A 19,323-nucleotide genomic window follows, 5' to 3' on the forward strand; every position below is an offset into this window, starting at 1 on the left:
TAAGCATTTGAATCTTAACTGTTTAGTTTCCTTGTTATCTGTTTGAAAATTATTCTTGAACTTATTGAATATTTCTGCCTAATATGAACTATTCTAAAAGGACGACTGGGATTTAATGGATTAAAATATGGGAATTCCAAAAAAGGCACTCAGAAATAATAAACTCACTTATGTAGAAAAAATTTCGGATAGCTCTCATGAAACATGGAAGGTTTCTTTTGAGGAAGATGGTGTTGTCAAGAAGGCTTTTTTTAAAAAATTAGAGCCTAAAAATCACTATCCTGAATTACTTGCCAAAATCAGTGTTGCAACTTCATCATTCAAAAGGTTGTTTCAAGGAAAAAGATCTGCTGAAGAGCGTTTGGTATTCGGGGAGTATGATCTCGAATTAATGCCAGATGACACGAAAAATATAAAAAGCGGCACCCTTTATATTCAATTAGAGCATGATTTTCTCGAATACATTGTTAAAACTCCCGATGGCTTAAAAAAAGATACCATTGCGATAAAGGATATACCAGACTTTAACCCCCAACTGCCTTTAACTATAGAGCAGCTGCAAAAGGTAGAGAGTAGTATCCTGGAAATCACCTCAAAAAGGGGAGACACACAAGAAAAAGTAATCGGTACATTATCTATTGGTGTCGAGGATTTTAAACCTTTTCATTATGCGAGTCAGGGCACTCCTATCAACAGTACTTTAAAAGAACAAGTTGCGCCCAGTGTTAAAACCCTTGTCGAAAAAAATGTCATGGAACTTTTAATCGGCAGATGGTTCCTCGATGATGATGATCCACATCCCCATAATCTCAGCCTGGCAGGGGATATTGATTTTGATATGTTCTTCTATTGGTTTACCATCCATATGAAAGAACCAAGAGCAGTAATCGGAGTACCTAAGAAACATGTAATGCTCACGGTTCGTGATTATGAAGCGTTTCCCAATGTTCAGGAGTCCATGCCTTATCATTGGCCTTCTTACGAAAATCCAGGACAAGTTACCATTCCGGCTATTGTACCTAATGTAGCCCGTAAACTATTACCTAAAGCTTATGCAGACCCAGTCGAGTTTGCTCGCCTGGCACAGAATTCTCTTGCCCAGGAACAAAAACTGGCTGCCGCTTTAAAGGCCTTATTAACATATCAACCAGAGTTACAACGCAAACGCTTAACCGAGCTCTTTGGTGATCTGCCTTTAAATTACACTTCTTTAGAAGAGACAGATCCCAGCTTACGGAAAAAATATGAAGAGCTGTATCCTCGTTTTTGCAATGAAAATACGAACAAAAAATCATTTGTTGATTTTATGATGGATTTATATCAAGAACACTATGATAATTTATATCGAGTTGCGATCTTTTATATGGGGTGTATTGACAATGGTTATGGGTTACCGCTGCCACCTACCTATTTAGCTCTTTATCAAAAGCCTTCTTTTTATCGCAAGATACAGGAATGGGTCAAAAAGGAAAATGAAACAACTTATGCTAAAGAAGAAGAGCTAAAATACAATTTAGATGAACTACAAAAACGATATCATCAGGTTTGGCGTGATGCATTTGCACCGATAATAAAAGAGTTGATCCACAGTTCCTATAGACTAACAAACTCTTTACTTAAGGACACCACCAATCCTCCATATGAGCAAATTTCCGAACTGGTAAGCAAAAAAGCCACAGATGATAGTTTAACCAGTGCATGGGAGCTATTTGGAAATCTTCCCCTGCTTTCTGCTGAAACAATTGAAGCAAAGATTCGTGTTGATAAAGGCAGTAAGTTGCGTGATGCATTATTATCTTTGGTTGCTTTTGTTAACGAGTTTCGTGAAATCACAAAGGCCTATTATGAAAAAAAACGTCAAGATCTTACCGAAGAAGACAATCTTGAATTTTCAAATAAACTGAGTTTACTCCATCAAGCGTACAACCTAAAAATTCGTCAAGCCTTGGCGAATACAACAACCTATGCCGGTGAATTTAATAGTATTGCATCAAGCCTTAAGCTCATTGCAGAACAGGTTCATTTCCAATTGCATTTGACCACTACTGACGAACTTATGGAAGAAGCATTACTGGCTGTGAAACGAGAAGTGCTGCCTTTTACGCATGAAGATGTGAAAAAACAATATTATGATTCATTGTTCGTTTGGGCAAAAAGTCTCAAACCTGAGGAGTTAGAGCATTATATAAATGAAATTATAGATAAAAAATATGCACCGGTAGTATCTACGTTTTCATTCCGCCAGAGGGTTGAACCGGTGAAGAGCTATTTAAAAGCAAGCACAAAAGAAAGCGGTGATAATCGGTTGGCTTATATTTTAAGCTCAGGAACCCAGCAAGATGGGGCATTGAATACTTTGCTTGTGCAGGACCTTACACCTTTAATGTTGCAAAAGCATCCTATACCAAGTGTTGATCTTGCACTCAGAGATAAAAGTTTTGAAAAAGGTATCAATGATTTTACTCGGGATGTGGTGTTTTTTGCTAAGAAAGATAAACGATTTACTCATCTTTATAGTGATGGGGGCATCACCATGTTATATAAGACGATTTATGATTGGGTAGATTCCCTCACCGATAAATCATTTAAAAGCTTAATCTCTTCTTCATTAGCAAAATATGAATCGAAGACATGGGGAAGCCTTTTGGGAGCTTCCAGGAGAGCAGAGGTAGAGGGTTATTTAGATGGAAATTGTAATGCGAAAGTACTGGCTATGATTTTTATGAATGGAGGTGAGTCCTCAACATTGAACGAGTGTTTGTTTGTTAAAATAGTAGAAGCAATTAAAAGAGAAGTTAGTAGGTATCCGGTGATGTTGGAAGAGCCAAAATATAAATTAATTTCTCAGTTTAATTTGGAGGAACATAAAACGCATTATCTTAATAATCTGAGATATCATCACGAAACGATTTCTGCATCGCATCGACAATTACAACTTACCTCCAGCTATATGTGTTAAAACAAATTAAATTTACCACTATACTTCACGTGATCACGACGCTGTTTGTGGCTGCTGGAAGTATAGGTTATGATTCCCTTTTTTTAGAATGCTGTTGAGAGCTTCACATGTCTTTTGATTTAATAAAAACATTACCCCAATATCTGATTCCTCAGCACGGGCTTACCACCCTTGCTGGTTGTTTGGCTGAAGTGAAAAATGTCAAAATAAAAAATTACATCATTCAACGATTTATAAATAAATATCAGGTCAATATGAGCGAGGCCTTGATCGAAGACCATACTGCATACTCTTGTTTTAATGATTTTTTTATTCGTCACCTAAAACCAGGATGCAGGCCATTGGCCGATGCGGATATTATTTCACCTGTAGATGGTTGTGTTAGTGAAATAGGATCTATAGAACAAGGTCAATTAATTCAAGCAAAAGGTCATTATTATTCCGTGGCTGATCTTTTGGCGTGTACTAACGATGCGGCTGCTCAATTTATTAATGGACATTTTGCTACTTTGTATTTATCGCCTAAAGATTACCATCGTGTGCATGTGCCTATGGATGCCAAAATAACCTCGATGACCTATATTCCAGGTGCTTTATTTTCAGTACAACCTTCAACTGTTCGAGTTGTATCAAGATTATTTGCGCGTAATGAGCGACTGGTTCTCTTTTTTTCTACCAAAGTAGGTCCTATGGTTATAGTGATGGTTGGAGCAACCATAGTTGGAGCGATAGGAACCCGTTGGCATGGGGACATCAAACGGAGTAAGACTCGTGTTGATTTTGAATACAATGAAGAGAAAGAACAAAAGATGGCTCAAGGCGATGAAATGGGATACTTTAAACTAGGTTCAACTGTAGTTTTGCTGTTTGCAAGCGACACGCCGGTGCATTGGAATCCAGCTTTAAAAGCAGGAAGTACAATCCGTTTAGGTGAGGCACTTGGTGAAATTAAATAGCGAGAATTGCTAGGGCTAAATGTAGAGTAGCCCAGCATGGATCTTTTGAACTCCTATTGCTTCGCAAGCTCAGCGCCAGCCTACAACAACCTTGCTTCATTTAATGCAAATAAAGTTCCCAATTTTTTATCCATGGCATTTTGATAAACAACAGAGGCAACACTTAAATCCTGTATTGAAAGTCCTACTGATTTGAATACAGTGATCTGATTTTTGAAGTCTGAGTTTTTATGCATTAACCAATTACCTATCTCAATAATATCCTCTTGTTTTAATTGATTTTGCTGCACAGCACTGATAATTTCACCAGCTTCAGCCATAACAGCGCTTAATTGATCAACAATCACTACAGCATGTTTTAGTACATCATTGCTGATTTCTTGCATCTTGGCAGTGTGTGAGCCTATAGCATTAATATGAACATGTGGTCCTATATCATGCAAGTGGATTAATGGCTCGGCGCTTCCGGTTGCGGTACAGATGATATCCGCGTCTTTAACTGCTAAAGAAATGTTGTCAAATACATTGATGGTGTATTGGTCTGCGAGCTGAGTCGCAAATTGTTCCGCATTCTTAATGTTTCTTGACCATACCGATACCTGCTTTATGTCGCGTACGTTTGCTATGGCTTGAAGTTGTGTTTCTGCCTGTACTCCTGAGCCAATGATTGCAACATGAGTTGCGTTATCTACTGCAAAATATTGAGTTGCTAACCCAGAAACTGCCCCGGTTCTTAATGCGGTCAAATAACCTGCGTCCATAAGTGCTTTGGGTTCGCCAGTACCGGCATCAAGTAACATGATAAAACCAGTAATAGAGGGTTTATTGAGTGCACTATTTTTAGGAAAAATAGAAGCCACCTTCAGACCTAAAGCCTTATCTTGAGCCAGATAGGCCGGCATAATTAAAGTAAGCGCATCTTCTTCATCAATGGTAATGCCTGTTCTTAAAGGTAATTTAACTTGTTTTTTTGCTAATTGCATAAATGCATTTTCCATTGCCTTAATTGCTTGGCTCATGGTGATGCTTTGTTTGACTTCATCTAAGGACAATAAGCAAAGACTCATAATAATTTTAACCTCTAAATTCTTTAGTTAAAGCAGATAATAAAGTTGGATACTTGAAGTTAAACTGATATTCTGACAATCGCTGTGGCGCAACGGTTTGTCCTGACAATAATAACTCCTTGCCCATTTGACCAAATAAAAGTTGTATAATCCATGCCGGCATCCACAGAAAAGCAGGTTTTTTTAATACCTGAGCGAATGTCTTGGTAAATGTTTTTTGCGACACACACTCCGGTGCGACAAGATTTACTGGGCCTGTAATCTCTGGGTGTGCTATCAAAAACATGATTGCTTCAATGTGGTCGGTGCTGTCAATCCATGCCAAGGGTTGCTCTCCAGAACCAATTACTGCTCCCATTCCATATCGAGCGGGCAACTCCAATTTTTTTAACATTCCTCCCCCCCGCTTTAGAACCACACCAAAACGCATTAGGGTAACAGGCATACCCATATCAAAGCTTTTTTTTGCGGTCTCTTCCCACTGAGTAACCAGTTGCTTTGCAAAACTGGTTTCAGGAGAATCGATGGGAGGGGTCGTTTCGGTAAATGTAATATGGTCTTGTGCCAGTGTCTTCTGCAAACCATAAATGCTTACGGCACTTGCGTTATATAAGTGGGGTTTTTTAGTGTCGGCCTTTATACCCCAAAGAATTAATTGGTTGGTTGTTTCAATTCGACTCGAAAGTAGTGTTTCTTTTGTTTTAGCATTCCATCGATGATCAGCAATATTTTCACCAGCCAAATTAATAATCACATCAAATTCATTTGGGTTTAATGTATTAAGTTTATCCCAAGTAGTTCCATGAACGGCATTTGAAAACGTACGTTTAATTTTTTCCTCATCTCGTCCTATGACATAAATTTCATGTCCAGACTGAAGTAGTTCAGGAACCAATGTTTGACCAACCAATCCTGTGCCGCCACCGATAATGATTTTCATGTGAACCTCCCTATAGCATTGGTCTAATATTCTTATTCAGTTTAATCTATATAAAATTGCTAATCTTAGTAAAAATTATGCGATTGTTTGAAATAACTAATATAGGCATTTTTTTATTAAAAGAATATGTCAGTATTATTTCAACTAACCTACAGACTGCTTATATCTAAAGAATTATCATGAAATGAACAATGGTACGAGAAGAGGACTCGAACCTCATCGTAACCATTTGATTTTATTGGTTTAGGATAATAAGGACTCGGAACTTACCCAATATCTTATCCAACGTTGTGTATGATAGCTGATTTGAATGATTACGAAAAGATGCGAAGATTTATTATTTTTGCAACAGCCCTCTTTTCTATCATCATAAATTATAATTATATATATTGGTTAAGTTCTTTGGCAAAGATAAAGGTTCAGTTATGGATGATAACTTGCAAAAGATGTTGAATGAAATGATTGAAAATAAGGAGTTAAAGCCTAATACCCCAAACAAGCTGAAGAACCTGTTTAAACTCTTGCCCTTTTCAAATTCATTTTTCAATCTTGTAGATAAAACAGGCATTCCAATGTCACAGATAGTTGCCGGCACCGCAAGTTCTGCGGGGCAGATGCAGAGAGCAATGAAAAGTGCGAATGTAGCAAAGGGGCTAACGTTTGCTCAGCCTTTGTTTGCTGGTATAGACTTGTTACTCCTCCCGGTCGCGTTTTTTTTATACTTCGATAAGCATGACAAAAAATATTATACGCTTTCAAACGCGGCAAAATTTGCTTATTCTGCTGCAACGCTTTCATTGATTACATTGAGTATTTTTTTTCCTCCTGTGGCTGTTATAACTGCCGGACTTGGTTTTGTAGGTGCAGTGGTAGCAGTAGGTAATCATCTTTTTAAATTGAATAGAGTTTCCAAACAATTAAACGCAGTTACAAAAGAAATAAAAGAACTAAACTGTGAACTAGAAGAACTTTCCGTGAAAGCGGAGACGTTAATGAAAAAACCTAATCCTGATCCTCAACAAATAAAGGAACTGTATAAGGAGTTTAAAGAGAAGCAAAGCAATAAGCAGAACAAGATAGACCATCAAGAGTCATTAATTCTTCAAAATAAACAGTTGAGTAAAAAGCGAGGCCTGATCGATAAGCTGTTTGGAGTGACTGCTGCAGGCATAGCTTTATCAGGAATACTAATCGCAACAGTCTTTCCACCTGTCGGACTGTTGATACTTGTCGGTGTTGCTGCAACAAGTGTTGTTTATATGGGTGGAAGATTTTTTCAAGAGGTTGGAGGTGCATTTCTCTCAAAAATTATACAAAAGTTTAAAAAAAATGATGGTGAATTAAATCAAATGGACAATACGACGGAGCTAAACAATTCTAAAGATAATTCTGTAAAGGCTGAACATCAGGCATCCCCTATTCAGGGTTCAACATTAAATATTAACAAATTGATGAGTCCAGATGCTCACTTAGAAGCAATAACGAATCAACAAAATAAGGCTCAGGAACTAGAAAAAAAGTACGCTAACGCGGAAAAACTAATTAAAAAAATTAAAAAGCCAGATAATCTAGAAAGTATGCAGTCCTGCTCAATTAAGCTGTTGTGCGCGATAGGCGAGCATATTAATAAAGGTGCTTATAGAAAAGAAGAAATTATGCAATTTTTAAATGAAATCCCCGAGTTTGAGGAAATTAAACCTAGCTTAAAGGAAGTAGTTAAAAGTATTGCTAAGGGAGATATTCTAATCACAGAGGCGCAAATGTCATTGATAAAAGAGATACCAAAAGCATCCGCCATCATAGAAGAGTATCATGAAAAATCTAAAAAAATGGACAAAGAAGAAATACTATCGGAAGTTGAACATTTTCTAGATATTGCAGATTAAGGGACCAACAAGCTAGGCTAACTATGGCCTCGCTGCATAAGTGTGTCTAAATTAAAAACAATATCGTCTTTAACTTAATGCCACACGCCCTTCGCTGTTAAACGAGTATTTTTTAAATACAAACGCACTAGATCATGACTAATTGATTCTACATGCTCTGCGTAATTTGTCAGAGTATAGTTAATCTGACTAAAGCCTAATTGTAAGATATTTCTTATTTTATCTTGATCCATTGTCCATTTTGAAGGGGTTTTTCGTAAGTCCTGTCCCTCTATTGAGTAAGTCGCGATGCGATATTGCTTTGATTCGGGCATCTGCCAAACTTAAGCATGGGTAATTGCCTAAAGTCATTGTCTGCGGTTTCTTTTCCCATTGAAAACGAAAAATGAATACCTTATTTAGTTTCTTTTTGGTTGGTCTAAGTTCTAATACCAGACCATAGAGATCAGCATGACGTTTTTTATCACCAATCTTTAAAGATTTTATGTATGCGTCGGTTAACATTATAAAGTACCTCAACTAAGCGGTAACTTTGGAAGAGTTGGAATATGAAATAAAAAATCTTACCCAAGATCTTACCCAAAGTGGTCGCGGTTTATACGAAAAATAACGAATAGTTGAGAAAGATTTGAGAAGAATAAGTCTGTATTATTACAATATAAATCAAGGTGTTACATACTAATTTGAACCATTGCGAACTGTTGCCAAATAGTTCAATGGTACCGAGAAGAGGACTCGAACCTCCACGGAGTTGCCCCCACTAGCACCTGAAGCTAGCGTGTCTACCAATTCCACCACCTCGGCATTGTGGCGCTAACTTACTTATATTTTGCTGAACTGTCAATGGATTTCTTAGTTTAATATTGGAGAATCTTACACGGACTAGCTGGAATAAGGAGTTCCTGCTTTTAAAATACGTTCTCGTACTCCTTGCCAATTCCCTGTTTCTGGAGGAAGTTCAATTGCAATGATTTGAACATTGGCTGCGTCTGCTTTCCTTAATTGATAATACAAGTCAAAGGCTGCTTTTTCGGGATGATCTGCCAAAAGGTGGAAATGATCATTATGGATGTTCACTGGTCGCTTACTTGCAATCACATAAACATCATCTGGATTTTTTTGACAAAAATCTGCAAGAGCTATGTAACTGGAAAAATAATATAAGATTTTTTGGGGTTGGTAGTGGCTTTCCAGCTTCCCGGGAACGCGTAGTGTACTCTTAGAGTGAAAGGAAGGAGTCGCAATTACCTTGGCTATCGTTTTTTCATCAATAAGTCCATGACGTAAAATTTGATAGTTTTCTACATCAGTCGCATCAATGATGGTCGATTCAATGCCTACACTACAACGGCCCCCATCTAATATGGTTAATTCTAGGTTAGGAAATGATTCGCTAACATGTTGTGCGGTAGTAGGGCTAACTTTCCCAAAGGGATTGGCTGAGGGGGCGACCAGTGGGTTGCCTAATTTTGTCAATAATTCCTGGGCTATAGGGTGGGCTGGACATCTGATGGCTACAGTAGTCTGGTTACCTGTAATTAACGGATTGATTTTATCGTGTTTGCAATGCAAGACAAGAGTTAAAGGGCCTGGCCAAAATTTTTTAATGAGTTGCTGAGCATAAACAGGAATGTCTTCGACCAAGGTACTGAGATCCCAATTATGTGGAACATGAACAATTAAGGGGTGATTTAATGGTCTATCCTTCATCGCAAAAACTGCCTTAATGGCCTTTTCATTGTCAATAGGCGCGGCTAAACCATAGACGGTTTCTGTAGGTATGGCTACAGGTTTTCCTTCATATAATTCGTTGATAGCCTGATCAATATTGGTGGTAATTAAGGGCATATACCTGTGATAAATTTAAAAACTCTTTATTCTTACACAAATTGCGAGAGAAATCAGTATTTTTTGCGTTTTCGATTTTCTCCACATAGAATAACTCTATGTAAGATACTCAGGGATTGTGTTGTGCTACTTAATTTATTAGAAAAAATAGTGGATGGTTATTTTGCCATCATTCCCAGGGATAAACCATCAATGGAACGCGTTAAGTCCGCTCGTTTAATTGCGCACAGAGGCGCTCATAATCATGCACAGGGCATTATTGAAAATACGCTTACTGCATTTGATTTGGCAAAAGAATTGAAATGCTGGGGAATTGAGTTTGATGTGCGCACAACGGCAGATAAAGTGCTGGTGGTAAATCATGATGCTACTTTAAAGCGTCTCTGGAAACATAATCAAACAATTGCTGACCTGAGCTTTAAGGAATTACGGAGCCAGGTTCCCGATGTTCCTACGCTTAAAGAAGTTGTTGCTGCGTATGGGAAGAACATGCATTTGCTTATTGAATTAAAAGCGCCTTTTCGGGATGAGGATATTTTAGTCGAAACGTTACAAGGGTTGTCTGCTGGTGAAGACTACCATTTGTTAACTCTAGATTCGGCAATTTTTTATTCATTGACACAATTTCCCAACCATGCCCTTTTACTGGTTGCATCACATAATAATGTGAAACAATTTTGTGATATCAGCTTAAATGAGAATTATGGTGGTGTATTAGGCCATTATTTTTTGATAGACAACAGAATCGTTAACCGTTTCAAAGCAGCTGAAAAAATTGTCGGTGTGGGTATGATAAATTCAAGATATAGTTTATATAGAGAATTAAATCGAGGAGTAAACTGGCTTTTTACCAATCGTGCAGATGAATTGAATTTTTATTTGCATCATTTTTAGTAAGTAATAAAGTCTATGCTCTTTTGTTTTAAAGCGCCACTTTAAGATCAGCTTGTAAATAATATTGACCGGTTGCAATAGATATGTTCTGATGGAAATTCAAATATTTGTTAAGAATTAATTTGCATAATTCATTTTTTATTGGGTCTCTTTGGAATGCAGGAAGACACGTGCGAAACTGGAATTTCAGTAGTGTTTTTAAAGAGAAATTATTTTGGGGGATGTAGGTTTATGGGATGGGCAGATAGATTTTGGACAGCAACCAATTGGGTTTTAGATACAACAGTACATGCAGTGGCAGATACTATGAGCACTTGTGGTACACTGGCATGTACTGTTGGTGGAGCTGCCTATGCACTTTCTAATGTACTTCCTTTACAGGAAGTCAATGCCTCATACTATGGAGGCGTTCATGCTGTCGGTAATTTTTCTCTAGGAATTAATATTACCAATTTGGATTATGTCATCTCTGAGTGGCTCCCCGGGTCTTACAGTAACCATGTAAATAATGATACTCCTGCTTATAATCTAACTGAGTACATCAGCTTAGGAACGGTTAACTCGATTAGTACTATATGTATTGGCTCAGGCATTGCCTTAAAAACTTTAGGAGCCAATATTAATCATTGGCAGGAAAGTAGGGAAGAGCGGCGTTATTACGCTCACAGCAAAGGAGTTCTAATTAGCAATCCTCAACTGAAAGAATATCTTTATGTGAGTGCGGAAGCCTTTAGTCGCTCAATATCTACAGTCATGTTCAGTAATGCGGTTGCCGCAGCGACTCTCTATTTTTCAGACAGGGTTTTTCCTGATTTTACTTATCCTCCTAATGGAAAAGAAAAAGTATATGGGGGACATTATAATGGTGCAGTGAAAACCGAACCTTTTCATGCAACAATCGACTTAGGTGAGAGCAACTTTACCGTTCCTCTATATTTTGGGAATTTAGACGTTTTGCTAAAAAAATCAGTTGATGCAGCAGCAAATGTTACTTATGGCGGAGGTTTTTTCTTTAAACCGAGTGGGGCTACGCAAAATCCTTCTTTGGCTGTTACGGAGATAGTTTCTTCGACAGTGGGAACAAGTGCTTATCTTGCAAGTAATTTTTTTGCTACTAAATCCAGACAATTACATTCTGAAAGAATACACGAGGCAGAAGCAAATACTTATACATTGATCAATTGAAGAAGCGCGGTGAAACGAAAGCCCAATCTTATTAACCGGTTATGTGTGGGCTAACGTTCAATAATCGCCGCAACACCCATCCCTCCTGCAGTGCAGACACTTAAAAGAATGCGTCCTTGACCTTTATTGGCGAGTATTTTTGCTGCTGCACCAACTAATCGTCCTCCTGTTGCAGCGAAGGGGTGACCAAGAGCGAGGCTCCCTCCTTTGATGTTCATCTTTTTGGTATCAATACTTCCTAGGGGTTTATTGAGACTCAAAATTTTTTGGCAATATTCAGCAGATTCCCAGGCTTTTAAAGTACAGAGCACCTGACCGGCAAATGCTTCATGAATTTCATAATAATCAAAATCTTGCAATTTGAGTCGATTTCGTGCTAACAAACGTGAAACCGCAATGGTCGGAGCCATTAATAGGCCTGCACCATGTACGAAATCTACTGCAGCTACTTCACAGTCCACAAAATAAGCAAGCGGTTCCAATTGATGTTTTTTTGCCCACTCAGGGTCGCTTAATAAAACAACGGAAGCTCCATCTGTGAGTGGAGTCGAGTTTCCTGCGGTTAAACTGCCTTTATCTGACTTATCAAAGGAGGGTTTTAAGGCAGATAATTTTTCTAAAGATGTATCTTTGCGGGTGATCGTATCTTGTTTTAAGGAATCAAGGTGCGCAATCAAATCTTCATAGAATCCTTCATCATAGGCTTGTACGGCATTTTGATGTGAGCGAAGGGCCAATTCATCTTGATCTTTACGAGAAATTTGCCATTCTTTAACCATTAATTCGCAATGTTCACCCATAGATAAACTCGTTCGAGGTTCACGTACTTCAGGGATTTCGGGTTTTAACATGCCTAATCGGAACTCCTTGAACAGCTTAAGCTTTTCCTTAAATCCTTTAGCATTTTGAAATTTGATTAAAAAGTGGGTCAATTTTCTTTGGCCAATTAATGGAATATCTGAATTAGTATCTGTTCCTCCACCGATACCGGCTGCGATTTGTCCACTGGCAATTTTTAAGGCAATAAGGTTAACTGCTTCTAAACCAGTACCACAGGCACGTTGTATGGTTAATCCGGGAGTCTCAGGCGAGAGAGAGCTACCTAAAACGGTTTCACGAGCCAGATTCCAGTCAAAAGGATGATTCATAATTGCGCCTGCAACAAAATCGCCTAATAACTTACCTTGGAGTTTGTTTTTATTGATGAGATCAGCTAAGGCTGAGCCTAGCAAATCCTGATTGGACTTTCCTAAATAGTAGGTTTGTGATTTGACAAAAGGAGTGCGAGAACTGCCAAGAATCGCCACTTTTTCTTTGAAGCTCATATTAAAATCCTTTTTTGCAGGTGATTTCTAAGAGTAGGTTAAAATAACTGGGTTTTCTTTAAAATTATAGTCTATCTTGTCATTAATCAGGTTAGGTTTAGTCGAAGAAAAAAATTACACTGTACTTTCGTAAAAGAACTAAAAACAAGGAGTTCCTATGTATACCTTGTACTCATTTGGTACGCCTAATGGTATTAAGCCGACAATTATGCTGCAAGAATTGTCACAATCTTACACGCTTAAACTAATTGATATTTCTAAAGGGGAACAGTTCAATCCGGAATTTTTAAAAATTTCACCAAATAATAAAATCCCGGTTTTATATGATTCGCAAAAAGATTTTCATTTGTTTGAGAGTGTTGCCATCTTGAAATATCTTGCAGAAAAGCATGGTAAATTTTTACCTGAATCACTGAAAGAGAAATACACGATTTTACAATGGTGTTTTTTTCAAGCGGCACATATAGGACCTATGTTTGGTCAATTGGGCCACTTTCACCGTGCAATGGAAAAGGTTCCCTATGCATTGAAGCGTTATGCAGATGAATGCGATCGTTTGCTTGGTGTTATGGAAAAACAATTGACGCAATGTTCGTATATAGCCGGTGCAGATTATACGATTGCGGATATGGCAATTTGGCCGTGGATTTACTGCTTTCAAATTTTTTATCAGCAGACTATTGATGAGCAGCGATTTGCTCATTTGCTGGAATGGTATCAACGAGTCAGCGAACGTGCCGCAGTTCAAGCTGCTTTAGAGGCATATAATTTGACTTTAGAGGGTAAAAAGGAATAAAGCGCTGAGGTGCGCTTATGGAGCATCTTAAAAAATCCCTCCTCCAGGTTAAGCAACATGTAGAGAGGAGGGAGATATGAATCATATTACATAGAAGCATCGAGTGATGTTCTCGGATCTGTTGTTTCCGACACTTCTTTTTTTACCGCGTATAATCCATTTTTAGTTAATGACCCACCAACTGGGATTATTTGGGGCGCTTGATCTTTAGTGGTACTCAGCGTTTTAAGCGTGTCTATGTGTGCTTCCTGTACTTTAAGGAGTTCTTGCAAGCGTGACGTTGTTTGATCTAATTCTTTTTGCGTCAGCACAAGTTTTCGTTCCGCTTCACAAATACGATCGGCGATTAAAAGAAAACTCGCTTCTTTATTATTTATGAAGACATCCAGTTTTTCTTGAAACGCTCTGCGTTGTTCTTCATTGCCAATGGCGGTGGTTGATAGTTGCGATATAGTGGAGTGCAGCGTATCTATCATTGATTTAGCTCGAGTAAGGTCCTCTCCAAGTTCTGTTCGCACTTTTTGGACTTCAAGGACTTTTTCTGCTAATTCCTTTTGACTGCTGCTGTATGCCTCAGTAATACGATCAAGTTTCTCCTGGTTTTGCTTTAAAAAGTCGGCGTGTTGGGTCACGCCCTCTTTGAGAGAATCAGAGACTACTACCAATCCATCCTTGGTTTCACCTAATGCCGCATTTACTTTGGATGTGGCCATAACTTGTTTGTCTATCGCATCAATCTGCAGACTTAACGATTCAATATTTTCGGCAAGTCGTGCATTTTCTTTGACAAATTTTTGAATTTCTACTGCTAATTGTTGGCGAATAATATCCAAAGCATTAATGGTTAATTCAAGAAGATCAGCCAAACCTAAAATCCCTTTTTGCAAGCTTTCGACAGCACTGGTACTGCATTTATGATGATCATCAAGAATGAGGCCTCCGGCTGTATAAGTAACAGCAGTAACACCACAAATGGCCAAAAGAAAACCTATGTGTGCCACAATGCCAATGATTAAGGTAGGGACCGTTAAGGCGACACCTCCAATGATTTTCTGCCAAAGAGGTAATTCACCCCAGTACTCCGCTGCACGTGAGAAAATACTTGGATTTTTTTCCATGCTTTTAACCGTTTCTTGCAGGCTTTTTCTGATTTGTTCGAATATTTCTTTGGTGATGGTAATTTTTTGAAGCTTGTCTTGTTCTGTGTCGGTATTGATGCGCTGCAACTGGTTTTGCATTTCTTCTACTGATGTTTTTGGTAATTCTTCTTGTACTGCTGCTTTGGGAGTATCGATCTCAATAAGCTGTTGAAGCTCTTCTTCATTGATAGCCATGTGAATTCCTTTTTCTGTTGAATAATCTTCCTGTGCCTACTATTTTTAACCAGAATAATGTAAAAAAACAAGGAAAATTTATTTTTGGAGCGAGCGACGATTTATTAAATAATAAAATTTTCTTTAGTGAATGCGGGAAAAAACTCGGGTATATTATTAGTTGGGCTTTTTTAGCCCAACTAATACAAGTATATTTATGTGAAACTCATATTTTTATAAGGGTCATTTTCTTCACTACCACAAGAAGAAATGCACTCACTAGCTTTTGCAACAACAGTTGCCGCACTACGAGTCAGCAAATAAGTAAGCGCTATGGGAGCGATAACCGCAGTGAATAGGGCAGCAGCAACTGCAACTGCAGCACAAACAGCAGCGACAATGCCTGCTTTTGCAGCAATGATTAGTGCGTCGTGTGCTTTTGTTTTTGACTCTTCATGACCTTTGCGTAATCCATCCAAACTATAACCAGCTGCAAAAACTAAGCTGCCAAGCGCGGTTAATGTTGCGCCAGCGGCACCAATCACAGCAGCACCCGTAATAAGAGCTGAAGCTAAAGGTAAGGCTAAAGGCGCAGCGGCAACAACACCAAACTCTTTTTTGCTTCTAAAGGGAGTGAAAAACCCTGGAAAACTATCTTTTGCATACTCAAAACTTTGAGCCATATCTTTTTTAAGGCCAGTTGCAGCTTCTGCTTTTTGTTCTGGAGTTCCTAAGAATAAATCAAAAATTGAGCCCTCGTCATTTTCCTCTTTACCAGTAACATGTGGATATGTCTGGGGGTAACTAGAGGAATGTGGTGTTTGTTCGTAGCTTGTTTTTCCCTCATCGCTTCTTCTATATTCTTTTTTTGATTGCATAGTGGCACCCCTGAGAATGATTAAATTCGAGCCATCCTATTTAAAAAAAGACTACAAGTCAAGTTGTGTTTATTCAAATTTTTGATTATTTTAGTGGCACTTGACAAACAAAATGGTTTTTTATGACTTTTAGTATCGGCCAACGCTGGATAAGTAATACGGAAACACAACTTGGTTTAGGGATCATTATTGATTTGAATGGCAGGCAGGTGAGTTTGAGTTTCCCTGCTGCGGATGAGGAACGTATTTATTCTACAGACAGTGCTCCACTGAGTCGCATTATTTATAAAGAAGGTGAAGAAATAACTACCTCGAACCAACAAAAAATGTGTGTTACCCATGTTGAAGAGCGTCAAGGATTATTTTTTTATACAGGAGTAGATGAAGCTGGCAATGAATTGCAGATCAGCGAACTTTCCCTGGATTGTTTTATTAAGTTAAATACCCCGGAACAGAGACTTTTTAGTGGCTTGCTTGATAAGCTAAATACATTTAAATTGCGTATTGATACCTTGCATCATGCGAGTAGATTACAGCAATCTGGGGTTAAGGGATTATTGGGTTCACGCACCAGTCATCTTAAACATCAAGTTTATATAGCCAGTGAGGTTGCACAACGCCATGCTCCAAGAGTTTTGCTTGCAGATGAAGTAGGTCTTGGCAAGACCATAGAAGCAGGCATGATTATTCATTCTCAGCTGGGTACTGGCCGCGCGCAGCGAATATTGATTGTGGTACCACAGACTTTGACTCATCAATGGCTTGTCGAGATGATTCGACGTTTTAATTTGTATTTCTCAATCATCGATGCTGAGCGCTATGAGCTTGTGTATGAGTTAGATGAAGAAGAAGGGATGCAACTCAGTACACCGCAAGAAAATCTTTTTGAAAACGAGCAATTGGTTTTATGCAGCTTGGATTTTCTCATGGAAAATGAAAAAGCACGCCAACAGGCGATGGCCAGTCAGTGGGATTTGCTTGTTGTCGATGAGGCACATCACTTGCATTGGTCCGAAGAAGAAAAGAGCCCTGAGTATGAGTGCATCGAAGGATTAGCAAGGCAAAGTAACGGTTTATTGCTTTTGACTGCAACACCAGAACAAGCAGGAATTGCCAGTCATTTTGCTCGCTTAAGATTGCTTGACCCTTCACGATTTTATAATTTTTCTGCATTTAAAAAAGAGGAAGAAGGGTACCAAAAAATCAATAAACTCGTGCAAGAACTGATGGTTTATGAGGAACAGACATCGACAGATATCTTGAGTGCGGAACATAAGACTCAGCTGGAAGCTTATTTGGGCGAGATAACAGGCTTGAGTATTAATCAGATCATTAAAGACCTATTAGACCGACACGGAACTGGACGAGTTCTATTTCGCAATACACGTGCAGCTATTCAAGGCTTTCCTGAGCGGCGAGTGCATCCCTGTCCTTTGGAATGTCCCGTGATTTATTCTTCTATGGAGGAACAAAAAGGTCAACGAAAGCTTTATCCCGAGCAACTTTTGAATAAAGAGATATGGCTTGAAAGTGATCCTCGAGTGACGTGGTTAGTAAATAAAATTAATGAATTGCATCCTAAAAAAGTTCTAATTATTTGTGCCAAGGCAAATACAGCGATTGCTTTAGATCAGCATTTAAAATTAAAGAGAGAAATTCGCAGCACCTCGTTTCATGAGGGATTATCTATTATTGAACGAGATCGCTCCGCAGCTTATTTTGCTGAACAAGAAAATGGAGCCCAAGTACTCGTTTGTTCTGAAATTGGAAGTGAGGGACGAAACTTTCAATTTGCCCATCATTTAATAGTGTTTGATTTACCATTAAATCCTGATTTGCTGGAGCAACGCATCGGTCGACTCGATCGCATCGGTCAACGACATACTATTGAAATTTATGTTCCTTATCTGTTGAATACTGTACAAGAGAAATTGTTTCGTTGGTATCACGAAGGGATTAACTTATTTATTAGGAGTTGCTCTATTGGCTTTACACTTTATGAAGAATTTGAAAATGAATTACTGCCAATTCTTGATACAGTTGATGCAAATAAAGAAGAGTTCGAAAAACTAATTTTAGAAACAAAAACGCGTGCGGCACAAATTAATCAAGCGCTTCACGAGGGTCGAGATCGGTTGTTGGAGTTAAACTCCTGTAATGCTCCTCAAGCAGAGGCATTGATTGCTGCCATAGAGGCAGAGGAAAATTTTTTGGAATTGGAAAATTATATGGCGCAAGTATTTCAGGAGTACGGTATTGACCATGAGTACCATTCTGAGTCTACGGAAATATTGCGTCCAACGGATCACATGAAAACAAGTCATTTCCCGGGGTTAAAAGAAGATGGGGTTACGGTAACCTATTCGCGTCCTAAAGCACTGGTGCGTGAGGATATCGAGTTTTTAAGCTGGGAACATCCTATGGTCAGCGAATGCATGGAAATGATTCTGGATTCTGAGTTGGGAAATGCAACTTTGGCTACTATTTCTATAAAAAGCATTAAGCCTGGAACATTATTTTTGGAATCATTCTTTACAGCACATTGTGCCGCGCCAAAAAAATTACAATTAGATCGTTTCTTGCCGCTTACACCGATTCGTGTGCTCATGGATATTTCTGGAAAGAATCTTTCCAGCATTTTAGATTACAAACAACTGAATCAAATGTGTGAGCCTGTTAAGCGTCATTTAGGCTACCCAATTATTCAGCAGATCCATGCTGATCTTGAGACCATATTAACACAGAGCAAAAAAGCAGCTGAAGGACAACTTCAAGAGATAATCAAACGTGCTACAAACCAGATGAAAGAGAGCATTACTCACGAAGTAAATCGGCTTGAAGCTTTAAAAAGTATTAATCCCTCAATACGTGAAGATGAGATTGTCTTTTACAAAAAACAACTTATTGAAAGTGAAGAATTCATTCACAGTACCACTTTAAAGTTACAAGCCCTGCGAGTGGTTATTAATAAAGTCTGATGATGCGGCCAGGTTTGTTTTATTTTACTTGCATTCATTAGACTTCTGCGGAAACTCGCTGCACAGAGAAAATCGCTTCGTCGATGCGGTGCTCGGATTCTCACACTCCTGTTATGCGCTCCGCGTGTACTTCCCTCTGTAGCGAGTTTCCGCAGAAGTCTATTGGCAATGAAGCTTTTAAGATATATTGTATTAAAGATTTTGTTGTTTGAAGTATTTATTTTTTACAGGTAAGTTGAGTAAGATAACCCGTTAAAAATTACTCACTTGATACATTCTTGAGTTGTGTAGTTCAAAG

14 protein-coding genes, 1 tRNA gene and 1 pseudogene are annotated in these 19,323 nt (G+C 38.5%); 7 read left to right on the forward strand and 9 right to left on the reverse strand.

From position 1 onward, the window contains the following. Nucleotides 1–127 precede the first annotated feature (127 nt). Together Ltuc_RS01435 and asd are read left to right on the forward strand one after the other, a co-directional pair. Entirely contained in the window at nt 128–2,959 is a 2,832-nt protein-coding gene (locus Ltuc_RS01435) for a hypothetical protein (protein WP_058519584.1), read from the forward strand. Between the two features lie 107 nt (nt 2,960–3,066). Beyond that, nucleotides 3,067–3,915: an archaetidylserine decarboxylase gene (asd, locus tag Ltuc_RS01440; protein WP_058519585.1), complete on the forward strand. Its 849-nt coding sequence runs from the start codon at nt 3,067–3,069 to the stop codon at nt 3,913–3,915. Between the two features lie 80 nt (nt 3,916–3,995). Here the strand turns inward: asd and Ltuc_RS01445 are convergent, their stop codons facing one another. Then, complete coding sequence (locus Ltuc_RS01445) at nt 3,996–4,982, reverse strand: ornithine cyclodeaminase family protein (protein ID WP_058519586.1); 987 nt, start codon at nt 4,980–4,982, stop codon at nt 3,996–3,998. 7 nt (nt 4,983–4,989) lie between these two features. Continuing rightward, nucleotides 4,990–5,922, reverse strand: a complete 933-nt coding sequence (locus tag Ltuc_RS01450; RefSeq protein ID WP_058519587.1) for a TIGR01777 family oxidoreductase — start codon at nt 5,920–5,922, stop codon at nt 4,990–4,992. A gap of 425 nt (nt 5,923–6,347) precedes the next feature. Between Ltuc_RS01450 and Ltuc_RS01455 the strand changes: the two genes are divergently transcribed. Next, nucleotides 6,348–7,808, forward strand: a complete 1,461-nt coding sequence (locus Ltuc_RS01455; protein WP_058519588.1) for a hypothetical protein — start codon at nt 6,348–6,350, stop codon at nt 7,806–7,808. Between the two features lie 80 nt (nt 7,809–7,888). Here Ltuc_RS01455 and Ltuc_RS15835 read toward each other — a convergent pair. The 4 genes and pseudogenes from Ltuc_RS15835 to Ltuc_RS01470 form a co-directional block, all read right to left on the reverse strand. Then, nucleotides 7,889–8,041 (reverse strand): annotated as a pseudogene (locus tag Ltuc_RS15835) (IS701 family transposase); the annotation flags it as partial. Beyond that, on the reverse strand, nt 8,028–8,312 hold the full coding sequence (locus Ltuc_RS01460) for an Arm DNA-binding domain-containing protein (RefSeq protein WP_058519589.1): 285 nt from the start codon (nt 8,310–8,312) through the stop codon (nt 8,028–8,030). The gene Ltuc_RS01460 and the pseudogene Ltuc_RS15835, both read right to left, overlap by 14 nt. 213 nt (nt 8,313–8,525) lie before the next feature. Beyond that, nucleotides 8,526–8,612, reverse strand: a tRNA-Leu gene (locus tag Ltuc_RS01465). Between the two features lie 78 nt (nt 8,613–8,690). Then, complete coding sequence (locus Ltuc_RS01470; protein ID WP_058519590.1) at nt 8,691–9,656, reverse strand: L-threonylcarbamoyladenylate synthase; 966 nt, start codon at nt 9,654–9,656, stop codon at nt 8,691–8,693. A 123-nt stretch (nt 9,657–9,779) separates the two neighbouring features. Here Ltuc_RS01470 and Ltuc_RS01475 point away from each other — a divergent pair, with 123 nt between their 5' ends. Further along, the gene (locus Ltuc_RS01475) at nt 9,780–10,550 is read left to right on the forward strand and encodes a glycerophosphodiester phosphodiesterase (protein WP_058519591.1); all 771 of its coding nucleotides are present in this window, start codon (nt 9,780–9,782) and stop codon (nt 10,548–10,550) included. 231 nt (nt 10,551–10,781) lie between these two features. Next, the gene (locus Ltuc_RS01480) at nt 10,782–11,735 is read left to right on the forward strand and encodes a hypothetical protein (RefSeq protein WP_058519592.1); all 954 of its coding nucleotides are present in this window, start codon (nt 10,782–10,784) and stop codon (nt 11,733–11,735) included. Nucleotides 11,736–11,785: 50 nt separating this feature from the next. On the opposite strand, the gene Ltuc_RS01485 is transcribed toward Ltuc_RS01480, so the two are convergent. Further along, the gene (locus tag Ltuc_RS01485; RefSeq protein WP_058519593.1) at nt 11,786–13,060 is read right to left on the reverse strand and encodes an acetyl-CoA C-acetyltransferase; all 1,275 of its coding nucleotides are present in this window, start codon (nt 13,058–13,060) and stop codon (nt 11,786–11,788) included. A gap of 157 nt (nt 13,061–13,217) precedes the next feature. Here Ltuc_RS01485 and Ltuc_RS01490 point away from each other — a divergent pair, with 157 nt between their 5' ends. Next, on the forward strand, nt 13,218–13,856 hold the full coding sequence (locus Ltuc_RS01490; RefSeq protein ID WP_058519594.1) for a glutathione S-transferase family protein: 639 nt from the start codon (nt 13,218–13,220) through the stop codon (nt 13,854–13,856). An 86-nt stretch (nt 13,857–13,942) separates the two neighbouring features. Here the strand turns inward: Ltuc_RS01490 and Ltuc_RS01495 are convergent, their stop codons facing one another. Beyond that, complete coding sequence (locus Ltuc_RS01495) at nt 13,943–15,190, reverse strand: LegC2/C7 family Dot/Icm T4SS effector (RefSeq protein WP_058519595.1); 1,248 nt, start codon at nt 15,188–15,190, stop codon at nt 13,943–13,945. Nucleotides 15,191–15,384: 194 nt separating this feature from the next. After that, nucleotides 15,385–16,047 carry a hypothetical protein gene (locus Ltuc_RS01500; RefSeq protein WP_058519596.1) on the reverse strand — a complete coding sequence of 221 codons (663 nt, stop codon included), beginning with the start codon at nt 16,045–16,047 and terminating at the stop codon, nt 15,385–15,387. 122 nt (nt 16,048–16,169) lie between these two features. Between Ltuc_RS01500 and rapA the strand changes: the two genes are divergently transcribed. Continuing rightward, nucleotides 16,170–19,025, forward strand: a complete 2,856-nt coding sequence (gene rapA, locus Ltuc_RS01505) for an RNA polymerase-associated protein RapA (RefSeq protein ID WP_058519597.1) — start codon at nt 16,170–16,172, stop codon at nt 19,023–19,025. Nucleotides 19,026–19,323 lie beyond the last annotated feature (298 nt).

Source organism: Legionella tucsonensis, from assembly GCF_001468035.1.
In the GTDB taxonomy this organism is placed as follows: Bacteria; Pseudomonadota; Gammaproteobacteria; order Legionellales; family Legionellaceae; genus Legionella; species Legionella tucsonensis.